Here is a 22027-nt window from a genome sequence, read left to right as displayed (position 1 = left end):
GTCGCTTGCGCCAATCTGGAACGGCGAGATCGACAGGGCTGTGCGGGAGGGGAGGGCTCATGCGGCGTCAAGTGTCCCTGCGGGGCCGTGCGTTCACCGTCCGCTGCTCGCTCGTGCGCGCCACGGACGCCGCCGTGCACGTCAACGTCTTCGCGCTGACCGGGATCGCCACGGTCCTCGTCACCCGCGCCTTCCTCGCCCAGGCCGGCTATCCCAAGCTCGGCGGAGGCGGATTCGGCGGCGGCACGCTGCACATCGCCCACATGCTGTGGGGCGGGCTCCTGATGATGGCGGCGATCCTGCTCACGCTCGGCTTCCTCGGCCGCGCGGCCCGCCTCGTCGGCGCCTTCGTCGGCGGCATCGGCTTCGGGCTCTTCATCGACGAGGTGGGCAAGCAGATCACGGACGAGCCGGGGTACTTCTACCAACCGGCGGCCGGGATCATCTACTTGAGCTTTGCCCTGCTGCTCCTGCTCACCCACCGCATACGCAGCCGCACGGCGGACGCGAAGGCGCTGGACGCCACGCAGCGCACGGCGAACGCCGCCGACCTCGCCCTGGCAGGCGTCACCACGGGCCTCACGGCCGAACAACGCCAGGCTGCGATACGGCTCGTCGAGGGCTCGGACCGCGAGGTGGACGTGGCGCTGGCCCGGCTGCTCGCCGCCGTCCCCGAGCGCCCGCCCGCCGAGCCCGCCTGGTGGCGGACCTGGGCGTCCGGCGCGGGGCGCGCCCTGCGGTGGCTCGCGCGGACCAGGGTCGTGCTCGGCCTGGCCGTGTTCTGCCTGCTGACCGAGGCGCTGCTGTTCGCCGTCTGGATGTCCGTCGACCTCTTCGGCGGGCAGCTGGCACAGGAGCCGCAGCCGGGCGCCAACCTCGCGGTCGCGCTCACCGAGGTGGTCTCGGCGACGCTGGGCATCGCCGGGCTGATACGCCTGCGGCGCGACCCGGCGGCGGCCTTCCGTCTCTTCCGGGCGGCGCTGCTCGTGGACATCCTGGTCGGCCAGATATTCAAGTTCACGATGGACCAGTTCGCGGCGGTCGTCGAGCTGGGCATCGACCTGGGTCTGCTCTGGGTGCTCTCCGCGTTCCCCGCCGCTCAGCGCGCCCCGGCTCCGGCGGCGCTCGCCCCCTCGGCGCTCGCTCGCTCGGGACCCGCTCCCGCTGCGGCCTCCTCCTCGGCGGCGCGTGCGTCGTAGTCGGCGCGGGCCGCGGCGATCTCGCTCTGGTGCTCCTCGGTCCAGGACACCAGGGCCTGGATGGTGTGGTGCAGGGTGCCGCCGAGCGGCGTGAGCTCGTACTCGACCCGGGGCGGCACCACGGGGTGCACGGTGCGCTTGACCAGGCCGTCCCGCTCCAACTGTCGCAGCGTGACCGTCAGCATGCGCTGGCTGATCCCGTCGATCTCGCGTCGCAGCTCGGTGAAGCGCAGACGGCGGCGCTCCAGAAGCGCGATGACGAGGAGTGACCACTTGTCGGCCACGCGGTCGAGGATCTGGCGCACCTGGCAGTCCTCGCGGGTGTCCCACTGGAAGGGATCGGCCTCGCCGTAGTCCACGGTGCCTTCGTAGTTACTCGGTGACTTTGAAGTGCCTTCTTCCATGACTCCCGATGCTGCCGCAGCATTCCAGTGGTTACAAGAGGGAACCGACCCTCATTCGCGTAACCGTCCGTTCAACTTCCCGTGCCCACAAAGGAGTTCTGTCATGGGTGCACGTGCCTGGGCGCTGCTGCTCGTCCTCTGCGGCACGATCTTCCTGGAGGGCATCGACATCGCCATGCTCGCGATAGCGATCCCCGCGATCAGGTCCGACCTGGGCCTGTCGACCGGCACGGCGGCCTGGGTCATCAGTGCCTACGTCCTCGGGTACGCGGGCTTCACGCTGCTCGGCGGACGGGCGGCCGACCTGCTCGGCAGGCGGCGGATGTTCCTGTTCTGGCTGGGGATCTTCATGGTCTTCTCCGGGCTCGGCGGATTCGCGGCCGAGGGCTGGATGCTGGTCGTGGCGCGGTTCGTGACAGGCGTTGCCGCCGCGTTCATGACGCCCGCGGCGATGTCGATCATCACCACCTCCTACGCGGAGGGGCCCGAGCGGAACAGGGCGCTGCTGATCTTCGCGGGGACGTCCGCCGGCGGCTTCTCGCTGGGGCTCGCCGTCGGCGGACTGCTCACCGAATTCGGCTGGCAGTGGGTGTTCTTCACGCCGGTGATCTTCGCCGCGGTGGTCCTCGCGGGGGCGCTCCGGCTCATCCCGAAGGAGCCGCGGCTCATCCCGAAGGAGTCGCGGGGCAAGGGCGGGGCCATGGACGGTGCGATGCGCACGCGGAGCGCCGTCAGAGGGTTCGACCTGCCGGGCGCGACCGCCGCGGCCGGGGCCATGCTGCTGCTCGCCTTCGCGATCGTACGGCTCGAACACGGCTTCGCGGACTGGCCGTTCACGGTCGGCGCGGCGGTCTCGGGACTGCTGCTCCTGTTCGCCTTCGTGGGCATCGAGCGGCGCGCGGCGCAGCCGTTGGTGCGGCTCGGGATCTTCCGTACGGGGTCCGTGGTGCGGGCCGGGCTCGGTGCGCTGCTCTACCTCGGGGCCTTCATGGGCTTCCAGTTCGTCCTGACGATCTACCTCCAGGAGCTGCGCGGCTGGTCGTCCTGGCAGACCGCCGTCGCGATGATCGTGCTCGGCTGCGACGTGATCCTCTCGCCGACGCTCACCCCGCGCCTGGTCCGACGGTTCGGGAACGCGCGCGTGATCCTCGGCGGCTTCCTGATGGCCGTCACGGGGTACGCGCTCTTCCTGCCGGTCGGCATGGACTGGCCGTACCTGGCGATGTTCCCGACCCTGCTCCTCGCGGGCACCGGCTTCGCGCTCACGCTGGGCCCGCAGATGATCGCGGCGACGGACGGCGTGGCCGAGCGGGAGCAGGGCCTGGCGAGCGGACTGCTGCAGACCGCCACCCAGTTCGGCGCCGCGATAGGCATCTCCGCGGTGACGGCCGTGCACGGCCTGATGGCGGCCGGATCACCCAGGGGCGGTTCGGATGCTGCGGCGGACCTGTCGGCGTCCCGGTGGGCGCTGCTCGTGCCGGTGGCCATGGCGGCCCTCGGCGCGGTCGTCGCGGCGGTCGGCGTGCGCAAGGTGAGCAGGGGCGGCATCGGCAGGGACGGCGGGCGCGCCGCCCGCCCCGTCGTCACGGGCAGCGCTCAGACCGCGGTCCTCAAGGCGCCGGACGACGCCCGCCCCGCAGCCAGCGAGGCCCGGTAACCGCTCGGCGCGATGCCCCGGATCCGCTTGAAGGCGTCGCTGAAGCCGAACCCGTCGGCGTACCCGACCTGCCCCGCCACCGAGGCCACCGTCGCGCCGGGCTCGGCGAGCAGCTCGGCGGCGAGCGTCATCCGCCACTCGGTGAGGTACGCCATCGGGGGCTTGCCGACCAGCTCGCTGAAGCTCCTGGCGAAGGCCGCGCGCGAGACCTGGGCGCGCGCGGCGAGCGCCGCCACCGTCCAGGGCCTCGCGGGCTCGGTGTGCATCGCGCGCAGGGCGGGGCCGACCACGTCGTCGCCGAGCGCGCGGTACCACGCGGGCGGGCAGGCGTCGGGCAGGTCGAACCACTCGCGCAGGGTGCAGGCCAGCATCCAGTCGAGCATCCGGTCCATCACGTACTGCCGCCCCGGCCGGTCCGCGGCCACCTCGGCGGCGATCAGCTCCACGATGGGCAGGCACTCCTCGCCGGCCGGCACGACGAGCACCGGGGGCAGCGTACTGATCAGCCGCCGGCCGACCGAGCTGTCCAACTGGTAGGCGCCGGTGATCAGTTCGCACTCGGGGGCGCCCGGCTCCGTGGCACTCAGGGCGAACGGCGCGTTGGTGCAGACGACCGCGGCGCCGCCCTCGTGCAGGATCCGCGGTTCACCGGGAACTGCGGTGATCCTTGCCTCGCCGCGCACCACGGCGATCAGTTCGAGCGCCGCGCCCTCCGTGCACGACATCTCCCAAGGGCCTGCGAGGACGGCACGGTTGAACAGCGCGCCGTCCGCGCGCACCCCTCGCAGCAGATCTCCCAGAGCGTCCATCTCTCCACGGTAGACGGACACCCATCCGCCCGAGACGGACGCCCATGTCTCCGGCGGCTCAGGGGCAGTTGGCTGGACCCATGACGAACAGAGACCTGCCGAACGCCGACAAGACGGACGCAGACAACACGAACGCCGATAAGCCGAACGCAGACGAGCCGAACAACACGAGCGCACAGCACAGCACCGCGTCCCCCGTCCTCGTCCTCGGTGCCACCGGCAAGACCGGCCGCCGCGTGGTGACGCGGCTCCGCGCCGCGGGGCACCCCGTGCGGGCCGCGTCCCGCAGCGCCGAGACCCCCTTCGACTGGACCGACCGCGCCACCTGGGCACCCGTGCTGGACGGCGTGCGGGCCCTCTACCTGGTCGCCCCGAGCGAAGCGGGGCTGGTCGCCGACTTCGTCACGCAGGCCAAGGACGCGGGCGTACGCCGTTTCGTGGTCCTGTCGGGCCGGGGCGTCGAGACGTACGGCGACTCCTTCGAGCCGGGCATGGCGGAGGCCGAGCACGCGGTGCGCGAGGCGGGCGTCGACTGGACGGTCGTCCGCCCCAACAACTTCTCGCAGAACTTCGACGAGGACCTCTTCCACGCGCCCCTGCTCGCCGGACGCCTCGCCCTGCCCGTCGGCGACGTCCTGGAGCCGTTCATCGACGTGGAGGACATCGCGGACGTGGTGACCGTACTGCTCACCGAGGAGGGGCACACCCACCGTACGTACGAGCTCACGGGCCCCCGTGCCTTCACCTTCGGCCAGGCGGTCGCCGAGATCTCCGAGGCGTCCGGGCGGCCGATACGCTTCGAGGCCGTCACGCCGGACCAGTACGTGGCCGAACTGACCGCGGACGGCGTCCCCGAAGAGGTGGCCCGCCCGCTCGCCGACACCCTCGCCTGGCTCGCCGAGGGCCACAACGCGGCGCTCACGACGGACGTCAGGGACGTCCTCGGCCGCGAACCGCGGGACTTCTCGGAGTACGTGAAGTCGCGGGCCGAGGCAGGCGCCTGGTCCTGACGGCAGCAGCAGACGCTCAGACGACCGGCTCCCGCTCCCCGCTGGCGGGGGCTGCGGCCGAGGCCCCGGCGGCCGCCTCCCTGGCGGCAGCCATACGCACCGCGTTCCGCCGCGCCGTACGCAGTGCGTCCCATGTGAGCAGCGAAAGCGCCAGCCACACGAGCCCGAAGCCCGCCCACCGCTCGGCCGGCATCGCCTCGTGGAAGTACAGGATCCCGATCAGGAACTGGAAGACGGGCGCGAGGTACTGCAGCAGCCCCAGGGTGGAGAGCGGCACCCGGATCGCCGCGGCCCCGAAGCAGACCAGGGGCGCCGCTGTCACCACACCGGTGGCCGCGAGCAGCGCCGCGTGCCCGGCGCCCTCCGTGCCGAACACGAGGTCGCCTTGCGTGGCGAGCCACACCAGATAGCCGAAGGCGGGCAGGAACTGCACGGCGGTCTCGGCGGCCAGCGACTCCAGGCCGCCGAGGTTGACCTTCTTCTTGACCAGGCCGTACGTCGCGAAGGAGAAGGCCAGGACGAGCGAGATCCACGGCGGCCTGCCGTACCCGAAGGCGAGCACGAGCACCGCGGCGAGGCCGACGCCGACCGCCGCCCACTGCACGGGCCGCAGCCGCTCGCCGAGCAGCAGGACGCCCATGGCGATGGTGACCAGCGGGTTGATGAAGTAGCCGAGGGAGGCCTCGACGACGTGGCCGGAGTTCACGGACCAGATGTAGACGCCCCAGTTGACGGTGATGACCGCCGCGGCGAGCGCCACCAGGCCCAACCTGCGTGGCTGGCGCAGCAGTTCACGTGCCCAGCCCCAGCGTCGTACGAAGAGCATCGCGATGCCGACCACGACGAGCGACCAGGCCATCCGGTGGGCGAGGATCTCGGCGGCACCGGCCGGTTTGAGGAGCGGCCAGAAGAGGGGGACGAGGCCCCACATCCCGTAGGCCGCGAAGCCGTTCAGCAGTCCTATCCGCTGCTCGCCCCTCGACTGCCCGGCTGCTCCGCTGTCCACGGCATCTCCTTCGTGCACGGTAGCCCCACGCTGCACTCCAGAAGGTAGTGCCGAGCACCCCCGGATGTCATGCCCAAAAAAGAGAGACGCTCATGACATCCGAGGAAGGCGGCGGTCACCCCTTGAGCGCCACCGCCACGGCGTCGGCGAGCGGCGTGGTCGGGCGCCCGATCAGCCGTGCCAGATCCCCGCTCGTCCCGGCAAGGCGCCCCCGAGCCACCGCCGCGTCGACATCGACAAGGATCGAGGCCATGGCCTCGGGAACTCCCGCCCCGGTCAGCACCGCGAGGTGCCGCTCGGCGGGGACGTCCGCGTACGAGATGTTCTTGCCGCTCTGCGCGGCCACCTCGGCGGCGTACTCGGCGAGGCTCCAGGCGACGTCGCCGCTCAGCTCGTACGCCTTGCCCTCGTGACCCTCGCCGGTCAGCACGGCGACGGCGGCCGCGGCGTAGTCGGCGCGCGACGCGGAGGCGATCCGGCCCTCGCCCGCCGAGCCGACGACGGCGCCGTGCTCCAGGACGGGGGCGAGGTGCTCGGTGTAGTTCTCGTGGTACCAGCCGTTGCGCAGGAACGTGTACGGCAGCCCCGAGTCGAGGATCAGCCGCTCGGTCGCCTTGTGCTCGGCCGCCAGGTCGAAGTCGGCGTCGGGACCGCCGAGGATGCCCGTGTACGCGAGCAGCGCGACGCCCGCCTCGCGCGCGGCGTCGACGACCGCGCGGTGCTGCGGCACCCGCTGTCCGACCTCGCTGCCGGAGATCAGCAGCACGCGGTCGCCCGCGGCGAAGACGCCGCGCAGGGTCTCGGGGGCGCTGTAGTCGGCGACCCGCAGCTCGACGCCGCGCTCGGCGAGGTCGGCGGCCTTCTCCTTGTTCCGGACGACGGCCGCGATCTCCCCGGCGGGGACCCCGGCGGAGAGCAGCCCTTCGACGACGAGACGGCCGAGGTGCCCGGTGGCTCCGGTGACGACGATGCTCATGTCTGAAATCTCCTGGTGAGTAGCGCTTCGATCCGCTTCGGTGTGGTCTGCCACCCACCCTAGCCGGGGCGCTAACTATTCGTAAGTACCCACCTTGAAGTAAGGTACTTGCATGGCCGTAAGTGACCCAAAGTCGAGTAACCCGAAGCCGGGCGCCGAGGCGATGTGCCCCTACCGCCTGGTCCTGGAGCACGTCACCAGCCGCTGGGGCGTCCTCGTCCTGATTGCGCTGGAAGAGCGCTCGTACCGCTTCAGCGAGCTGCGCCGCGCTATCAGCGAGACCAGCCGCGTCAGCGAGAAGTCGCTGACGCAGACCCTGCAGACCCTGGAGCGCGACGGCCTGGTGCACCGCGACGCCAAGCCGGTCATCCCGCCCCGCGTCGACTACTCCCTCACCGACCTCGGCCGCGAGGCCGCCGTACAGGTCAGAACCCTCGCGACCTGGACCGAACGGCGCATGGACGACGTACAGAAGGCGCGTCAGGCATACGACAAGGCCCGGTCCTGAAGGAGTCAGGACCGGGCCATGCGCCCCGAAGGGGCGCGGGGAACTGCGCGACCAGCCACGACGAACCCGCAGTCGGCGTCCGACGTGCCCTGCGACGTGCCTAGCCGACCACCGTCCACGTGTCGCCGCCGGCCAGCAGCGCGGCCAGGTCGCCCTTGCCGTTCTGCTCGATGGCGGTGTCGAGCTGGTCGGCCATGAGCGTGTCGTACACCGGGCGGTCGACGTCGCGGAAGACGCCGATCGGGGTGTGGTGCAGGGTGTCCGGGTCGGCGAGGCGCGAGAGCGCGAAGGCCGTGGTCGGCGACGTGGAGTGCGCGTCGTGGACCAGGATGTCGGACTCGTTCTCCGGCGTGACCGCGACGACCTTGAGGTCACCGGTGGCCGCGTCGCGCACGACACCCTTCGACAGATCGGTGCCGAAGCGGATCGGCTGCCCGTGCTCCAGGCGGATCACCGCCTCCTCGGCCTGCTGCTTGTCCTTGAGGACCTCGAAGGCGCCGTCGTTGAAGATGTTGCAGTTCTGGTAGATCTCCACCAGCGCGGTGCCGGGGTGCTCGGCTGCCTCGCGGAGCACCTGTGTGAGGTGCTTGCGATCGGAGTCGACCGTCCGTGCCACGAAGGACGCCTCGGCGCCGATCGCGAGCGAGACCGGGTTGAAGGGCGCGTCCAGGGAGCCCATCGGCGTCGACTTGGTGATCTTGCCGACTTCCGAAGTGGGGCTGTACTGACCCTTGGTGAGGCCGTAGATCCGGTTGTTGAACAGCAGGATCTTCAGGTTCACGTTGCGGCGCAGGGCGTGGATGAGGTGGTTGCCGCCGATGGAGAGCGCGTCGCCGTCACCGGTCACCACCCACACGCTCAAGTCCCGCCTGGAGGAGGCGAGTCCGGTGGCGATGGCCGGGGCGCGGCCGTGGATGGAGTGCATCCCGTACGTGTTCATGTAGTACGGGAAGCGCGAGGAGCAGCCGATGCCGGAGACGAAGACGATGTTCTCCTTCGCCAGGCCCAGCTCCGGCATGAAGCCCTGCACCGCGGCCAGCACGGCGTAGTCACCGCAGCCGGGGCACCAGCGCACCTCCTGGTCGGACTTGAAGTCCTTCATGGACTGCTTGGCCTCGGCCTTGGGCACCAGGGAAAGCGCTTCGATCGTGCTCCCGGTCCCCTCCGACTCGGCCGTCTTCGTGTCAGCCATCGATGGCCTCCTTGAGAGCCGTGGCGAGCTGCTCGGCCTTGAACGGCATTCCGTTGACCTGGTTGTACGAGACCGCGTCCACCAGATACTTCGCGCGGATCAGCGTGGCGAGCTGACCGAGGTTCATCTCGGGGATCACCACCTTGTCGTAACGCTTGAGGGCCTCGCCCAGATTCCGCGGGAAGGGGTTGAGGTGGCGCAGATGGGCCTGGGCGATGGGCACGCCCGCCGCGCGCAGCCGGCGCACGGCCGCGGTGATCGGCCCGTACGTCGAACCCCAGCCGAGGACAAGGGTCTTGGCGTCGCCGGCGGCGTCGTCGACCACGAGGTCGGGCACGTCGATGCCGTCGACCTTGGCCTGGCGGGTGCGGACCATGAAGTCGTGGTTGGCCGGGTCGTAGGAGATGTTGCCCGTGCCGTCCTGCTTCTCGATGCCGCCGATGCGGTGCTCCAGGCCCGGCGTGCCGGGGATGGCCCAGGGGCGGGCGAGCGTCTGCGGGTCGCGCTTGTACGGCCAGAAGACCTCGGTGCCGTCGACGTCGGTGTGGTTGGGCCCGGACGCGAACTGCACGCGCAGGTCGGGCAGTTCGTCCACCTCGGGGATCCGCCAGGGCTCGGAGCCGTTGGCCAGGTAGCCGTCGCTCAGGAGGAAGACCGGCGTGCGGTACGTGACCGCGATGCGGGCCGCCTCCAGGGCCGCGTCGAAGCAGTCCGCGGGCGTCTTCGGCGCCACGATCGGCACCGGTGCCTCGCCGTTGCGGCCGTACATCGCCTGGAGCAGGTCCGCCTGCTCGGTCTTGGTCGGCAGGCCCGTCGAGGGGCCGCCGCGCTGGATGTCGACGATCAGCAGCGGCAGTTCGAGGCTGACCGCGAGGCCGATGGTCTCCGACTTGAGCGCCACGCCGGGGCCGGAGGTCGTCGTCACGGCGAGGGAGCCGCCGAAGGCCGCGCCCAGGGCCGCGCCGATGCCCGCGATCTCGTCCTCGGCCTGGAAGGTGCGCACCCCGAAGTTCTTGTGCTTCGACAACTCGTGCAGGATGTCGGAGGCCGGGGTGATCGGATAACTGCCCAGATACAGCGGCAGATCCGCCTGTCGGCCTGCCGCGATCAGTCCGTAGGACAGGGCGAGGTTCCCTGAGATGTTGCGGTAGGTGCCGGTCGGGAACGCCTGTGCGGCCGGGGCGACTTCGTACGAGACGGCGAAGTCCTCGGTGGTCTCGCCGAAGTTCCAACCCGCCTGGAACGCCGCGATGTTGGCCTCGGCGATCTCCGGCTTCTTGGCGAACTTGGTCCGCAGGAACCGCTCGGTTCCCTCGGTCGGCCGGTGGTACATCCACGACAACAGGCCGAGCGCGAACATGTTCTTGGACCGACCCGCGTCCTTGCGCGAGAGGTCGAACTCCTTGAGGGCCTCCACCGTCAGCGTGGTCAGCGGCACGGGGTGCACGCTGTAGCCGTCGAGGGAGCCGTCCTCCAGCGGGGATTCGTCGTAACCCACCTTCTGCATCGCCCGCTTGGAGAACTCGTCGGTGTTGACGATGATCTCCGCGCCGCGCGGCACGTCGGCGATGTTCGCCTTCAGGGCCGCCGGGTTCATCGCCACCAGGACGTTCGGCGCGTCACCCGGAGTGAGGATGTCGTGATCGGCGAAATGCAGCTGGAAGGAGGAGACGCCCGGCAGCGTTCCGGCCGGTGCCCGGATCTCGGCGGGGAAGTTCGGCAGCGTCGACAGGTCGTTGCCGAAGGACGCCGTCTCCGAAGTGAACCGGTCGCCCGTGAGCTGCATGCCGTCACCGGAGTCACCCGCGAAACGGATGATCACCCGGTCCAAGCGGCGCACATCTTTGTCACCCGCAGGCTTGCGTTGCTCTCCGACGACTGCTCCGTCGGCCTGCTCGGCTTGGCTACTGACCTGGCTGGTCACTGAACTGGACCTCCCTCGAGGCGACTGAGCGGAGACGCCGGGACGACCGGCGTTCCCAGGGCCCACCCTACGTCCGCAAGGGTCGCCCTCCCGGGGTAGCTCGCATTCTGGACGTCCTTTTGAGACGCCTTGATGCCCTGATTTGCCATGGTTTGCCTCGCCCCCCGCCCCTTCATGGATGACGCTCCCCGGTCATCCTTTGGTTCTAGGACTTCACTCTGGCTGTCTGTGCCTGACTGTGGCGCTGAACTGTGGCTGATACGGCTGTGGCTGTGTGTGGTTGTCGGCCCCGTGACATCCGGTTCCCGGTCCCCGCGACATCCGGTTCCCGGTCCCCGCGATATCCGGTTCCCGGTCCCCGTGATATCTGACAGGGTGTCAGTTCGTCATGAGTTGAGGTAGGTGAGGACGGCGAGCACCCGCCGGTGATCCCCGTCACTCTGGGACAGGCCGAGCTTCAGGAAGATGTTGCTCACGTGCTTCTCGACGGCGCCGTCGCTCACCACGAGCTGCCGGGCGATCGCCGAGTTCGTCCGTCCTTCGGCCATCAGACCGAGTACCTCGCGCTCGCGCGGTGTAAGCCCCGCGAGGACGTCCTGCTTGCGGCTGCGGCCGAGCAGCTGCGCCACGACCTCCGGGTCGAGCGCCGTGCCACCCTCGGCCACCCGCACCACCGCGTCGACGAACTCCCGAACCTCCGCGACCCGGTCCTTGAGCAGATAGCCCACGCCCCGGCTCGACCCGGCGAGCAGCTCGGTGGCGTACTGCTCCTCGACGTACTGCGAAAGGACCAGGACCCCGAGCCCCGGATGCTGATGGCGCAGATAGACCGCGGCCCGCACCCCCTCGTCGGTATGGGTCGGAGGCATCCGTACGTCGGCGACGACCACGTCCGGCAGGGCGTCCTGTGCGGCGAGCTCGGTGATGGTCTTGATCAGAGCGTCCGCGTCACCCACACCGGCGACCACGTCATGCCCGCGGTCGGTCAGCAGCCGGGTCAGTCCCTCCCGAAGCAGCACTGAATCCTCGGCGATGACCACCCGCACTTTTTCCTCCACTTTTTGGCCCCCCGGCGCGCTTGTCAGGCCCGCACTCCTCCGACGCCCCTCGCGTCGGACGAACACTCGGCACCTCAGTATCGCGCGATCCGTGGCGGCCCACCGGCTCGTCGCCAGACTGCCCCGGCCATCTGACACCGCTCTGTCATCGCACTGACACGCACTGCCCCCGATCCGGCGGGCGAACCGGGGGCAGTGCGTGTCAGTGCGGGGGCATTGAGTGCGGGGCCCAGGCCCGAGGCCCAGGACTCAGGCCTGCCGCCACGGCAGCTCGGCCGTGACCGTGGTCGGACCGCCCGCCGGCGAGTCGACCACCAGAATTCCGTCGACCGCGTCGAGCCGCTCGGCCAGGCCCGCGAGACCGGAGCCCGCGGAGACGTCGGCGCCGCCGGTGCCGTTGTCGACGACCTGCAGCATCAGCCGGTCCTCGGTCCGCCAGACGTCGACGGAGCCCTGCGTCGCGCGGCTGTGCTTGCTGATGTTCTGCAGGAGCTCGGAGACCGTGAAGTACGCGATGCCCTCGATAGCGGCCGCCGGGCGGCTCGTCAGGTCCACCTCCACCTGGACCGGCACGGTGCAGCGGGCGGCCAGTGAGGAGAGCGCGGCGTCCAGACCCCGGTCGGTGAGGACCGCGGGGTGGATGCCGCGGGCCAGGTCGCGCAGCTCCTGGAGGGCGACCTTGACCTCGCCGTGCGCCTCGTCGACCATGCGCGCCGCGGCCTCCGGGTCCTCGGCCAGCTTCTCCTTGGCCAGGCCCAGGTCCATGGCGAGGGCGACCAGGCGGGCCTGCGCGCCGTCGTGCAGATCGCGCTCGATGCGGCGCAGGTCGGCGGCGGCGGTGTCCACGACCACGCCGCGGTCCGACTCCAGCTCGACGACGCGGGTCGCGAGCCGCGAGGGGCCGAGCAGCCCGAACACCAGCACGCGGTCCGCGGTCGTCAGGGCCCGCAGGATCCACGGGGTGGCCAGCGTGATCAGCAGGCCGACGGCCGCGGTGACGCCGATCTCGAAGGGGTTGTCGAGATAGACGTTGTGGCTGCCGTCGCTGTACAGCTGGATGCCGTCCTGGCCCCCGTACATCGGGAAGAGCCAGAACCACAACGGGTACGTGAGGAACATCCAGCCCAGCGACCAGAAGACCGTGGCCACGATGAAGGAGAAGATCGACCACGGCATGAGGATCAGCGAGTACAGCACGTGCCGCCAGGACGCGCCGCTCTTGAGCACGGCCCCGATCAGCGCGAGCGCGCCGCCGTCCTTGGGGCGCAGCGGCTCGGGGGACGCGACGTCCAGGTCGAGCAGCGCCCGCGCCCGCGTCCGCTCCAGGGCGCCGATGCCCCGGCAGCCGGCCAGCGCGGCCGCGAGCACCGGGATGCCGATGAACGTGATCAGCAGACCCACGCCGAACGAGAGCATCGTGACCGCGAAGACGAAGGACGCGATGCCGATCGGCAGGCTCAGAAGGGTGTAGGCGAACTCCTTCCAGGCGCGGGCCTCGATCGGGGCGCGCAGTCCCGCGGGCAGTCGGTGCCGCCGCCGCTCGACGTCGCTTTCCCGGAAGTCCGGCCGGTCCATGCGCGTGTACCCCTGTCCGTACTCCGTGGCCATCGGTGCCGTCCGTTTCTGCTTCTGCTCAGGTCAAGTGCTGCTTCTGCTCAGGTCGAGCAGTGTGAGAGCTGTCTGGTTGCCGTGGTTCAAGAATCGCCTTGGCGGCGGCCTCGGACCATGGAGCGGGTCGGCGTCTTCGACCGGGGGTTTTCCCTACCTCCGGAGCGAGGAGCGGGGCGCGGCGGTGTCGCCCGTGCGCTCGCGCCACGGGAGCTCCGCCGTGATGGTGGTGGGCCCGCCCACCGGTGAGTCGATCACAAAGAGCCCGTCGACCGCGCCGAGCCGGTCCGCGAGCCCGGCCATACCCGTGCCTCCGTCGAGACTCGCCCCGCCGCGCCCGTCGTCCCACACCTGGATCAGCAGCCGGTTCTCCGCCCGCCACACTTCGACGCTCGCCGTCCGCGCGCCGCTGTGCTTGCTGATGTTCTGCAGGAGCTCGGAGACCGTGAAGTACGCGATGCCCTCGATGGCGGCCGCCGGGCGCGTCGGCAGATCGGCGGTCACCTTCACCGGCACGGTGCAGCGGGCGGCCAGCGAGGAGAGCGCGGCGTTCAGGCCACGGTCGGTGAGGACCGCGGGGTGGATGCCGCGGGCCAGGTCGCGCAGCTCCTGGAGCGCCAACTTCACCTCGCCGTGCGCCTCGTCGACCATCGCCGCCGCGGCGTCGGGGTCCTCCAGGAGCTTCTCCTTGGCGAGGCCGAGCCCCATGGCGAGGGCGACCAGGCGGGCCTGCGCGCCGTCGTGCAGATCGCGCTCGATGCGGCGCAGGTCGGCGGCGGCGGTGTCCACGACCACGCCCCGGTCGGACTCCAGTTCGGCGATGCGCCGCTCCAACTCGCCGGAGGGGCAGAGCAGTCCGCGCACCATCGCCCGGTCGACGTTGGTGAGGCCGCGCGCGATGAAGGGCAGCACCGGCCAGAGCACGACGAGGCCCACCAGGGTCACCCCGAAGGTGAGCACGGCCCAGGGCAGCCGGATGAACGCGTACAGCATGGTCCGCCAGCCCACCGGGTCCTTCAGGCTGGACCACAGCCGGCCGAGGAAGCCGTGCCCGCCGAACCCCGGCATCCGGCTCGGCTCGTCCACCCGCACGCCGAGCAGCTTCCTGGCCCGCGCCCGCTCGAACCGGCCCAGCAGGCGCGCGCCGAGCAGCGCCACCGCCAGCAGCGGCAGACCGACGATCGTCACCGTCAGGCCGACGCCCAGGGCCAGCGAGGTCACCGCGTAGACGAAGCCGACGATGCCGATCGGGAGGTTCACCAGGAGGTGGGCGACCTCCTTCCAGGTGCTCCCGTTGTACGCGAAGAACGCGGGCGCGGGGCGGTCGTCGTGCGGGGACGTGGTGCTTGCGGTCATACGCGCAAGGGTGCCCGCCCCACCGCCGTGACGCCATGAGGGCGGCTGCCGGGACGGAGGGGGGATAACCCCACCCCCGGCGGGGTCCGACGGGACGTTCTGCTCTGACCGAACCATGACCTTGTGCCCTGACGGATGCGTGACGCTCTGCTTACCGGGGCTTTAGCAGGCCCTAGACTCCCGTGCGTACAGATCGTCGAACAGGTCGACAACGAGGACGGTCAGGAGTGAAGGCCGACGTGAGTGAGGGGCTGACGTGAGTGAGGGGCTGACGTGCACGTGACGAGCGTCGCGGCGAGCTACTACCAGTCGTACTCCGTCGTCGGGCTGCTCGCCGTCGTGGGCGTGCTGTTCGTCGCCGTCGCCTTCGGCGCGGGACGGCTGCTGCGCCCTGTGGTGCCGACCCCGGAGAAACTCCTGACGTACGAGTGCGGTGTCGACCCCGTCGGCGACGGCTGGGCCCACACCCAGGTCCGCTACTACGTCTACGCGTTCCTCTACGTGATCTTTGCCGTCGACTCGATCTTCCTCTTCCCCTGGGCGACGGTCTTCGCCGCGTCCGGCTACGGCGCGACGACGCTCGTGGAGATGTTCATCTTCCTCGGCTTCCTCGCCGTTGGCCTGCTGTACGCATACAAGAAGGGCGTCCTGACGTGGACGTGACCCCTGAGCCCGTTCTGCCCGAGCCCGTTCGGCCCGAGCCCGTTCGGCCCGAGCCCGTTCTGCTCCCCGAGCCGAAGAAGCTGGGCGTGCTCGCCCGGCTCGCCCCCGAGCCGATGAAGGTGGTCCTCAACTGGGGCCGCCGCTACTCGCTCTGGGTCTTCAACTTCGGCCTCGCCTGTTGCGCCATCGAGTTCATCGCCGCGTCGATGGCCCGCCACGACTTCATCCGACTCGGCGTCATCCCCTTCGCGCCGGGCCCCCGCCAGGCCGACCTGATGGTCGTCTCCGGCACCGTCACCGACAAGATGGCCCCGGCCGTCAAGCGCCTGTACGAGCAGATGCCCGAGCCGAAGTACGTCATCTCCTTCGGCGCCTGCTCCAACTGCGGTGGCCCCTACTGGGACTCGTACTCCGTCACCAAGGGCGTCGACCAGATCATCCCCGTCGACGTGTACGTCCCCGGCTGTCCGCCCCGCCCCGAGGCGCTGCTCCAGGGCATCCTCAAGCTCCAGGAGAAGATCGCGCGGGAGTCGCTGGGGGAGCGGTACGGCAACGGAAACGGCGCACGGCCTTCGACGGCCGCGCTGCGGAGCGGCTTGGTGCAGCCGCCGGTGCCGGGGGCGGCTTCGGCAACGGGCTCTGCTGCAGGTTCGGCTTCGGGTTCGGGCTCGATCTCGGGTTCGGCCTCTGCTTCGGCCTCTGCTTCGGGGGAGGCCACGGCATGACCGGCTGGCTGCCGAGCCCCGTCGAGGAGCTCTTCGGTGAAGAGGCCACGGCCGAGGAGTCGTACGACGTCCTGACGGTCGACGTCCCCGCGGCCTCCTGGACCACGGCCCTGGAGACCGCCCGCACCACGCTCTCCTGCACCTACTTCGACTGGCTGAGCGCGGTCGACGAACCGGGCACGGGCTTCCGCGTCGCCGCCCATGTCGTCGCCCTCGCCCCGGTACGCCGTCTCCTTCTGCGTACGACGGTCCCGCACGACGCCCCGGTGCTCGCCTCCGCGGTCGACGTCTACGCGGGCGCTGCCTGGCACGAACGCGAGACGCACGAGATGTTCGGCGTGACGTTCGAGGGCCACCCCGGTCTGACCCCGCTGCTCCTGCCCGAGAGCTTCGAAGGCCACCCCCTGCGCAAGGACTTCGTACTCGCCGCCCGCGTCGCGAAGGCCTGGCCGGGCGCCAAGGAGCCGGGCGAGTCGGAGCACGGCGGCCCCAAGCGCCGTCAGATGCTCCCGCCCGGCGTCCCCGACCCGAACGAATGGGGCCCACTGAAGGGCCAACTCCCGGCGGCCCCGGCACGTCCGGCACGCGGGGCGGGCCGTGCGGCGGGTGCGGGTGCGGGTGCCGCGGGCCGTGCGGCGAGTGCCGGTGCCGGTGCGGCGGGCCGTGCGACGGGCGCTGCGGGCGGCGAACGCCCGCCCCGCAGAACCCGTTCGGCAAGCCAGGGCTCGGCGAGCCAGGCTCCCGCCGAGGCACAGCCCACCGCCGAGGCGCAGCCCATCACGGAGCAGGCGGAGACCCCGGCGGCCCGCCCCCCGAGGCGCTCGCGCAGCGTGAGCCAGGGCTCGGCATCGCAGAGGGCGGCGACGCCGGCCTCGGCCCCGGAGCCGAAGCGGAAAGCAACTCCGGACCCCACAGCGGAGCCGAAGCCGGAAGCGACCCCGGCGGCCACCCCTGAGGCGAAGCCGGAAGCGACCCCGGCGGCCACCCCTGAGGCGAAGCCGGAGCCCGCGCAGCCCTCGGCACCACGCGCCTGCGACGCCCCGTGGCACCACGCCCGCCCGGCCTTCGACACCCCGGACAAGCCCACACCGACCGAACAACCGGCCCCAGCCAAGCCCCCGGCCCCCAAGCCGAAGCCCGAGCCCGCACCCAAGCCGAAGCCCGAGCCTGAGGCCGAGCTCAAGCCTGAGCCCGCACCCAAGCCTGCGGCGGAGCCGAAGCCCGAGCCTGAGGCCGAGCTCAAGCCCGAGCCCGTGGCGGAGGCCAAGCCCGAGCCCACACCCACACCCGAGCCCGAGACTGAGCCCAAGACCGAGCCCAAGACCGACGAGCGCCCCGGAGGCACCGAGTGAACGACGCCCTCGACGTCGCCCTGCGCCTCGTCATCGTCTTCGCGGTGTTCCTGGTGTTCCCCCTCGTCATCGGCCAGACCGAGCACAAGGTGATGGCCCACATGCAGGGCCGCCTCGGCCCCATGTACGCAGGCGGCTTCCACGGCTGGGCCCAACTTGTCGCCGACGGCGTCAAGTTCGCCCAGAAGGAAGACGTCGTCCCGGCCGAGGCCGACCGCCGGGTCTTCCAACTGGCCCCCGCGATCGCCCTCCTGCCCTACCTCCTCGTACTCGTGGCGATCCCCATCGGCCCCGGCGAGGGCGCGGTCGGCGAGGTCGTCGACGCGGGCATCTTCTTCGTGCTCGCGGTGATGGGCGTCGGCGTCCTCGGCTCGCTCATGGCCGGCTGGGCCAGCGCCAACAAGTTCTCCCTCCTCGGCGGCCTCCGCACCGCCGCCCAGCTCCTCGCCTACGAACTCCCGATGCTGCTCGCCGCCGCCTCGGTCGCGATGGCCGCAGGAACGGTCTCCCTGCCCGGCATCGTCGACGCCTTCGAGTGGTGGTGGCTGCCCTGGCAGATCGTCGGCGCGCTCGTCTTCTTCGTCGCGGGCCTCGCCGAACTCCAGCGCCCGCCCTTCGACATGCCGGTCGCCGACTCCGAGATCATCTTCGGCGCCTACACCGAGTACACGGGCCTGCGCTTCGCCCTCTTCCTCCTCGCCGAGTACGCCGGAATCGTCGTCCTGTGCGGCCTGACCACCGTTCTGTTCCTCGGCGGCTGGCACGGCCCCTGGGGCGCCGACGGCCTCGGCTGGGTCTGGACCCTGCTGAAGACGGCCGTCCTCGCCTTCGTGGTCATCTGGCTGCGCGTGTCCTACCCCCGTCTCCGCGAGGACCAGCTCCAGAAGTTCTCCTGGACCCTCCTCGTCCCGCTCGCCCTCGCGCAGATCGCGCTCACCGGAATCGTGAAGGTGGCGATCTCCTAACCATGGCACCCTCTCTCCCGCCCACCCGGTCCCGCATCCCCGGATCCGGCCTGGCCAAGGGCCTCGCCGTCACCCTCCGCACGATGACGAGGAAGTCCGTCACCGAGCAGTACCCGGAGCACCAGCCCGAACTGCCGCCCCGCACCCGCGGCGTCATCGGCCTGTTCGAGGAGAACTGCACGGTCTGCATGCTGTGCGCCCGCGAGTGCCCGGACTGGTGCATCTACATCGACTCCCACAAGGAGACGGTCCCGCCCGCCGCCCCCGGCGGCCGCGAGCGCAGCCGCAACGTCCTCGACCGCTTCGCCATCGACTTCTCCCTCTGCATGTACTGCGGCATCTGCATCGAGGTCTGCCCCTTCGACGCCCTGTTCTGGTCCCCGGAGTTCGAGTACGCCGAGACCGACATCCACGAACTCACCCACGAGCGCGACAAGCTCCGCGAGTGGATGTGGACGGTCCCCGCCCCGCCCGCCCTGGACCCCGGCGCCGAGGAGCCGAAGGAGCTCGCCGCCGCCCGCAAGGCCGCCGAGAAACTGGCCGCCGCCCAAGAGGCTTCCGAGCCCGGACCGGAGGGGAACGCGTGACGTTCGCAGCAGCCTCCACCGAGGCGGCGTCCACGGCGCTCGCCAAGGCGGCCGAGACCCAGAGCTTCCTCTCCCCGACCGGCGTCGAGATCGCCTTCCTCCTGGTCGGCCTCGTCACCCTCGGCGCGGCGGTCATCACCGTCACGACCAAGCAACTGGTGCACGCCGCCCTGTGGCTGGTGGTGGCCCTCGGCGGCCTCGCCGTCGAGTACCTCCTCCTGACCGCCGAGTTCATCGCCTGGGTGCAGGTCCTCATCTACGTCGGTTCCGTCGTCGTCCTCCTCCTCTTCGGACTGATGCTCACCAGGGCGCCCATCGGCCGCTCCCCGGACGCGGATTCGGGCAACCGTCCGATCGCGCTCGCGGTCGCCCTCGCCGCTGCCGCCGCCCTGGTCTGGGTCGTCGTGGACGCCTTCCGTACGACGGTGATCGACCTGGACGGCGCCGCCCAGGGCTCCACCCACGTGACCGGATCGATCCTCTTCCGGCACTGGGTGCTCCCCTTCGAGGCGCTCTCGGTCCTCCTGCTCGCCGCGCTCGTCGGCGCGATCGTCCTGTCCCGCAAGAAGGCCGCCCAGGACCGAGCCGCCCAGGACCAGGAGGACAACCGCTGATGCACCTCCACCTCGCCTATCCCGCCGTCCTCGCCGTCCTCCTCTTCTGCGTCGGCCTGTACGGCGTGCTCGCCCGCCGCAACGCGATCCTGGTCCTGATGTCCGTCGAGCTGATGCTCAACGCCGTCAACCTCAACCTCGTTGCCTTCGACGTCTGGCTCCGCGACTCCCTCCACGCAGGGCAGGCCCTGACCCTCTTCACCATCGCCATCGCCGCGGCCGAGATCGGCATCGGCCTCGCGATCGTCCTGGCGGTCTACCGCAACCGCGGCAGCTCCGCCGTCGACGACCTCCGCGACACCGCCGAGGGCCCGGACGACGGCACCGACGGCGGTACCGACGACGGCACCGACGGCGGCACCGACGAAGAGACCGCACCGGCGCAGAAGGCTGAGGCCACCGCGTGACCACGACCACCCTCGCCGTCCTCGTCCCCCTCCTTCCGTTCCTGGGCGCGGCCGCGGGCCTGCTGCTCGGCCGCACGGTCCCCGGTCTCGTACGCCCCCTCGCGGTGCTGCCCACACTGACGGCCCTGCTCCTCGCCGTGCTCGTGGCCGTCCGCCAGGGCGGCGGCACCGGCGGCGGGACGGCTCCGCTCGACGCCGCCACCGAACTCACCCCGACCGGCTCGGTCCCCATCGAGCTCGCCCTGCACATCGACGGCTTCGCCGCCCTCGTCGCCGTCCTGGTCGGCGTCGTCGCCTCGTGCGTGCAGATCTACTCGACGGGCTACCTCCGCGAGGACCCGCGCTACCCCTCGTACGCCGCTCTCGTCTCCCTCTTCACCTCCGCGATGCTGCTCGTCGTCTACTCCGGCGACCTGATGGTGCTCCTGGTCGGCTGGGAGATCATGGGCATCTGCTCGTACTTCCTGGTCGGCCACTACTGGGAGACGCCCGAGGCACGCGCCGCATCCCTGAAGGCGTTCCTGGTCACCAAGCTCGGTGATGTCCCCTTCCTGATCGGCCTGTTCGCGCTCGCCGTCGACACGGGCTCCTTCCGCATCACGACGATCCTCGCGACGGTCGCGGACGGCGGCCTCGACCACCCGACCTTGATCGCTCTGCTGCTCCTCGCGGGCGTGGCCGGAAAGTCCGCGCAGTTCCCGCTGCACACCTGGCTCCCCGACGCGATGGCGGGCCCCACGCCCGTCTCCGCGCTGATCCACGCCGCGACGATGGTCGCCGCCGGGGTCTACTTCGTGGCCAGGCTCCTCCCGGTCTTCGCCGCCTCCGCCGCGGCCCTGGTCGTCCTCGCCGTCATGGCCGCCGTGACCATGGCGGGCTCGGCCCTCGCCGCGCTCGCCCAGGACGACATCAAGCGCGTCCTCGCGTACTCGACGGTCGGCCAGCTCGGCTACATGACCGGCGCCCTCGCCGTCGGCGACCGCGGTGCCGCCGTCTTCCACCTCCTGTCGCACGGCGCCTTCAAGGCGCTCCTGTTCCTCGCGGCGGGCGTGATCATCCACGCCGCCGGCACCAACTCACTGGCCGCGATGTCCCGGATGAAGGGCCTGCGCGACCGCATCCCGGACGCCTACTGGACGATGACCGTGGCGCTCCTCGCGCTCGCCGCGATCCCGCCGTTCAGCGGCTTCTTCTCCAAGGAGGCGGTGCTCGGCGCCGCCGAGCACACGGCCACCGGCCACGCCGAGTCCGCGCCCACCGCCGCGGGCTGGATCGTCCTCGTCGCCGGTCTGCTCACCGCCCTCCTCACCGCCGCCTACGCGACGCGCCTGTGGCTGCTCGCCTTCCACGGCAGGGGAGCGCAGGCCCCGGACCACGGGAAGCAGCCGATCGCCATGACCGCCGTGCTCTGGGTGCTCGCCGTCCCCTCCCTCGCCTTCGGTCTCGCCGTCGGCGTCCTGCCGGACTGGTTCGACGGCCACTCACTCACCCCGACGCTCACGACCTCGGTCCTTGGCACGGGCCTCGCCCTCGTCGGCGCCCTCGTCACCTACGGCGCGTGGCGGCACACCACGGCGCTCGCCGCCCGGGTCCCGATGGGCGCGGTCGCCGCGAGCCCGGACGGCGACGGCGGCCTGGTCGAGGCGGAGGCCATCGCCACCCACGCCCCCGCGTACGGAGACGTGGCCTCGGCACCCGACCCGGCCGACCCCGGCCGTCTGCTGCTCGGCCCGCTGCACCGCCACGCCGCCGTCGGCTTCCACCTCGACGCCGTCTACGCCGCCCTGTTCGTGCGGCCCGTCCAGGCCTCCGCGCGCCTCGTCCGCTTCCTCGACCGCGAGGTCGTGGAGACGTACGTACGCGGCGCGGGCGCGGCACCCCGCTGGCTCGGCGCGGCGGTCCGCCGCGCGCAGACCGGCAATGTGCAGACCTATCTGAGCGCGCTGCTCGCAGGCACGGTCGTCCTGGCCGTCGCCGCCGTCCTCGTCGCCACCGCCGGAGCGTGAG

The 22027-nt window shown here is 71.2% G+C and carries 21 protein-coding genes; 12 read left to right on the top strand and 9 right to left on the bottom strand.

All coding sequences use genetic code 11. The annotated features are described in order from the left end of the window. Window positions 1-59 precede the first annotated feature (59 nt). The gene (locus AB0B50_RS19220) at window positions 60-1199 is read left to right on the top strand and encodes a hypothetical protein (RefSeq protein ID WP_362332744.1); all 1140 of its coding nucleotides are present in this window, start codon (window positions 60-62) and stop codon (window positions 1197-1199) included. Here AB0B50_RS19220 and AB0B50_RS19215 read toward each other — a convergent pair. Then, window positions 1100-1603, bottom strand: coding sequence for a helix-turn-helix domain-containing protein (locus tag AB0B50_RS19215; protein ID WP_362332741.1), 504 nt, complete (start codon window positions 1601-1603; stop codon window positions 1100-1102). The two genes, AB0B50_RS19220 and AB0B50_RS19215, sit on opposite strands and share 100 nt — an antisense overlap. 103 nt (window positions 1604-1706) lie before the next feature. Between AB0B50_RS19215 and AB0B50_RS19210 the strand changes: the two genes are divergently transcribed. Beyond that, window positions 1707-3260, top strand: coding sequence for an MFS transporter (locus AB0B50_RS19210; RefSeq protein WP_362332738.1), 1554 nt, complete (start codon window positions 1707-1709; stop codon window positions 3258-3260). Here the strand turns inward: AB0B50_RS19210 and AB0B50_RS19205 are convergent. Next, window positions 3200-4069 (bottom strand): AraC family transcriptional regulator, encoded by an 870-nt coding sequence (locus AB0B50_RS19205; RefSeq protein WP_362332735.1) that lies wholly within the window; start codon window positions 4067-4069, stop codon window positions 3200-3202. The genes AB0B50_RS19210 and AB0B50_RS19205 overlap by 61 nt on opposite strands. Window positions 4070-4149: 80 nt before the next feature. On the opposite strand from AB0B50_RS19205, the gene AB0B50_RS19200 reads away from it, so the two are divergent. Then, the gene (locus tag AB0B50_RS19200; RefSeq protein WP_362332732.1) at window positions 4150-5079 is read left to right on the top strand and encodes an NAD(P)H-binding protein; all 930 of its coding nucleotides are present in this window, start codon (window positions 4150-4152) and stop codon (window positions 5077-5079) included. Between the two features lie 16 nt (window positions 5080-5095). On the opposite strand, the gene rarD is transcribed toward AB0B50_RS19200, so the two are convergent. Continuing rightward, window positions 5096-6010, bottom strand: a complete 915-nt coding sequence (gene rarD / locus AB0B50_RS19195) for an EamA family transporter RarD (protein ID WP_362332831.1) — start codon at window positions 6008-6010, stop codon at window positions 5096-5098. A gap of 190 nt (window positions 6011-6200) precedes the next feature. Continuing rightward, window positions 6201-7061, bottom strand: a complete 861-nt coding sequence (locus AB0B50_RS19190) for an SDR family oxidoreductase (RefSeq protein ID WP_362332729.1) — start codon at window positions 7059-7061, stop codon at window positions 6201-6203. A 112-nt stretch (window positions 7062-7173) separates the two neighbouring features. Here AB0B50_RS19190 and AB0B50_RS19185 point away from each other — a divergent pair, with 112 nt between their 5' ends. Next, window positions 7174-7569 (top strand): helix-turn-helix domain-containing protein, encoded by a 396-nt coding sequence (locus tag AB0B50_RS19185; RefSeq protein WP_362332726.1) that lies wholly within the window; start codon window positions 7174-7176, stop codon window positions 7567-7569. Between the two features lie 100 nt (window positions 7570-7669). Here the strand turns inward: AB0B50_RS19185 and AB0B50_RS19180 are convergent, their stop codons facing one another. From AB0B50_RS19180 to AB0B50_RS19160, 5 genes are all read right to left on the bottom strand, one after another. After that, on the bottom strand, window positions 7670-8761 hold the full coding sequence (locus AB0B50_RS19180) for a 2-oxoacid:ferredoxin oxidoreductase subunit beta (protein ID WP_362332723.1): 1092 nt from the start codon (window positions 8759-8761) through the stop codon (window positions 7670-7672). After that, window positions 8754-10685, bottom strand: coding sequence for a 2-oxoacid:acceptor oxidoreductase subunit alpha (locus tag AB0B50_RS19175; protein ID WP_362332720.1), 1932 nt, complete (start codon window positions 10683-10685; stop codon window positions 8754-8756). Before AB0B50_RS19175 ends, AB0B50_RS19180 begins: the two co-directional genes overlap by 8 nt. A 386-nt stretch (window positions 10686-11071) precedes the next feature. Beyond that, window positions 11072-11731: a response regulator transcription factor gene (locus AB0B50_RS19170; RefSeq protein ID WP_362332717.1), complete on the bottom strand. Its 660-nt coding sequence runs from the start codon at window positions 11729-11731 to the stop codon at window positions 11072-11074. Window positions 11732-11992: 261 nt separating this feature from the next. Then, window positions 11993-13351, bottom strand: coding sequence for a sensor domain-containing protein (locus tag AB0B50_RS19165; protein ID WP_362332716.1), 1359 nt, complete (start codon window positions 13349-13351; stop codon window positions 11993-11995). A 153-nt stretch (window positions 13352-13504) separates the two neighbouring features. After that, window positions 13505-14707, bottom strand: a complete 1203-nt coding sequence (locus tag AB0B50_RS19160; protein ID WP_362332715.1) for a sensor domain-containing protein — start codon at window positions 14705-14707, stop codon at window positions 13505-13507. A 273-nt stretch (window positions 14708-14980) separates the two neighbouring features. On the opposite strand from AB0B50_RS19160, the gene AB0B50_RS19155 reads away from it, so the two are divergent. From AB0B50_RS19155 to AB0B50_RS19120, 8 genes are all read left to right on the top strand, one after another. Beyond that, window positions 14981-15370, top strand: a complete 390-nt coding sequence (locus tag AB0B50_RS19155) for an NADH-quinone oxidoreductase subunit A (RefSeq protein WP_362332712.1) — start codon at window positions 14981-14983, stop codon at window positions 15368-15370. Continuing rightward, window positions 15367-16095, top strand: coding sequence for an NADH-quinone oxidoreductase subunit NuoB (nuoB, locus tag AB0B50_RS19150; protein ID WP_362332828.1), 729 nt, complete (start codon window positions 15367-15369; stop codon window positions 16093-16095). Before AB0B50_RS19155 ends, nuoB begins: the two co-directional genes overlap by 4 nt. Next, complete coding sequence (locus AB0B50_RS19145) at window positions 16092-17447, top strand: NADH-quinone oxidoreductase subunit C (RefSeq protein ID WP_362332709.1); 1356 nt, start codon at window positions 16092-16094, stop codon at window positions 17445-17447. Before nuoB ends, AB0B50_RS19145 begins: the two co-directional genes overlap by 4 nt. Then, a complete protein-coding gene (locus tag AB0B50_RS19140) occupies window positions 17444-18412 on the top strand; it encodes a complex I subunit 1 family protein (protein ID WP_362332706.1) in 969 nt (322 codons plus the stop codon). The genes AB0B50_RS19145 and AB0B50_RS19140 overlap by 4 nt, the downstream gene beginning before the upstream one ends. 2 nt (window positions 18413-18414) lie before the next feature. After that, entirely contained in the window at window positions 18415-18999 is a 585-nt protein-coding gene (locus AB0B50_RS19135; protein ID WP_362332703.1) for an NADH-quinone oxidoreductase subunit I, read from the top strand. An 89-nt stretch (window positions 19000-19088) separates the two neighbouring features. Beyond that, window positions 19089-19613 (top strand): NADH-quinone oxidoreductase subunit J, encoded by a 525-nt coding sequence (locus AB0B50_RS19130; protein WP_362332825.1) that lies wholly within the window; start codon window positions 19089-19091, stop codon window positions 19611-19613. Continuing rightward, a complete protein-coding gene (nuoK, locus tag AB0B50_RS19125; protein WP_362332700.1) occupies window positions 19613-20020 on the top strand; it encodes an NADH-quinone oxidoreductase subunit NuoK in 408 nt (135 codons plus the stop codon). The genes AB0B50_RS19130 and nuoK overlap by 1 nt, the downstream gene beginning before the upstream one ends. Further along, window positions 20017-22026, top strand: a complete 2010-nt coding sequence (locus AB0B50_RS19120) for an NADH-quinone oxidoreductase subunit L (protein ID WP_362332697.1) — start codon at window positions 20017-20019, stop codon at window positions 22024-22026. Before nuoK ends, AB0B50_RS19120 begins: the two co-directional genes overlap by 4 nt. Window position 22027: the final 1 nt, after the last annotated feature.

Source organism: Streptomyces sp. NPDC041068 (genome assembly GCF_040647455.1).
GTDB lineage: Bacteria > Actinomycetota > Actinomycetes > Streptomycetales > Streptomycetaceae > Streptomyces.
The sequence above is the reverse complement of the archived record's forward strand: the minus strand, read 5'-3'. Positions and strand labels throughout refer to the sequence as shown.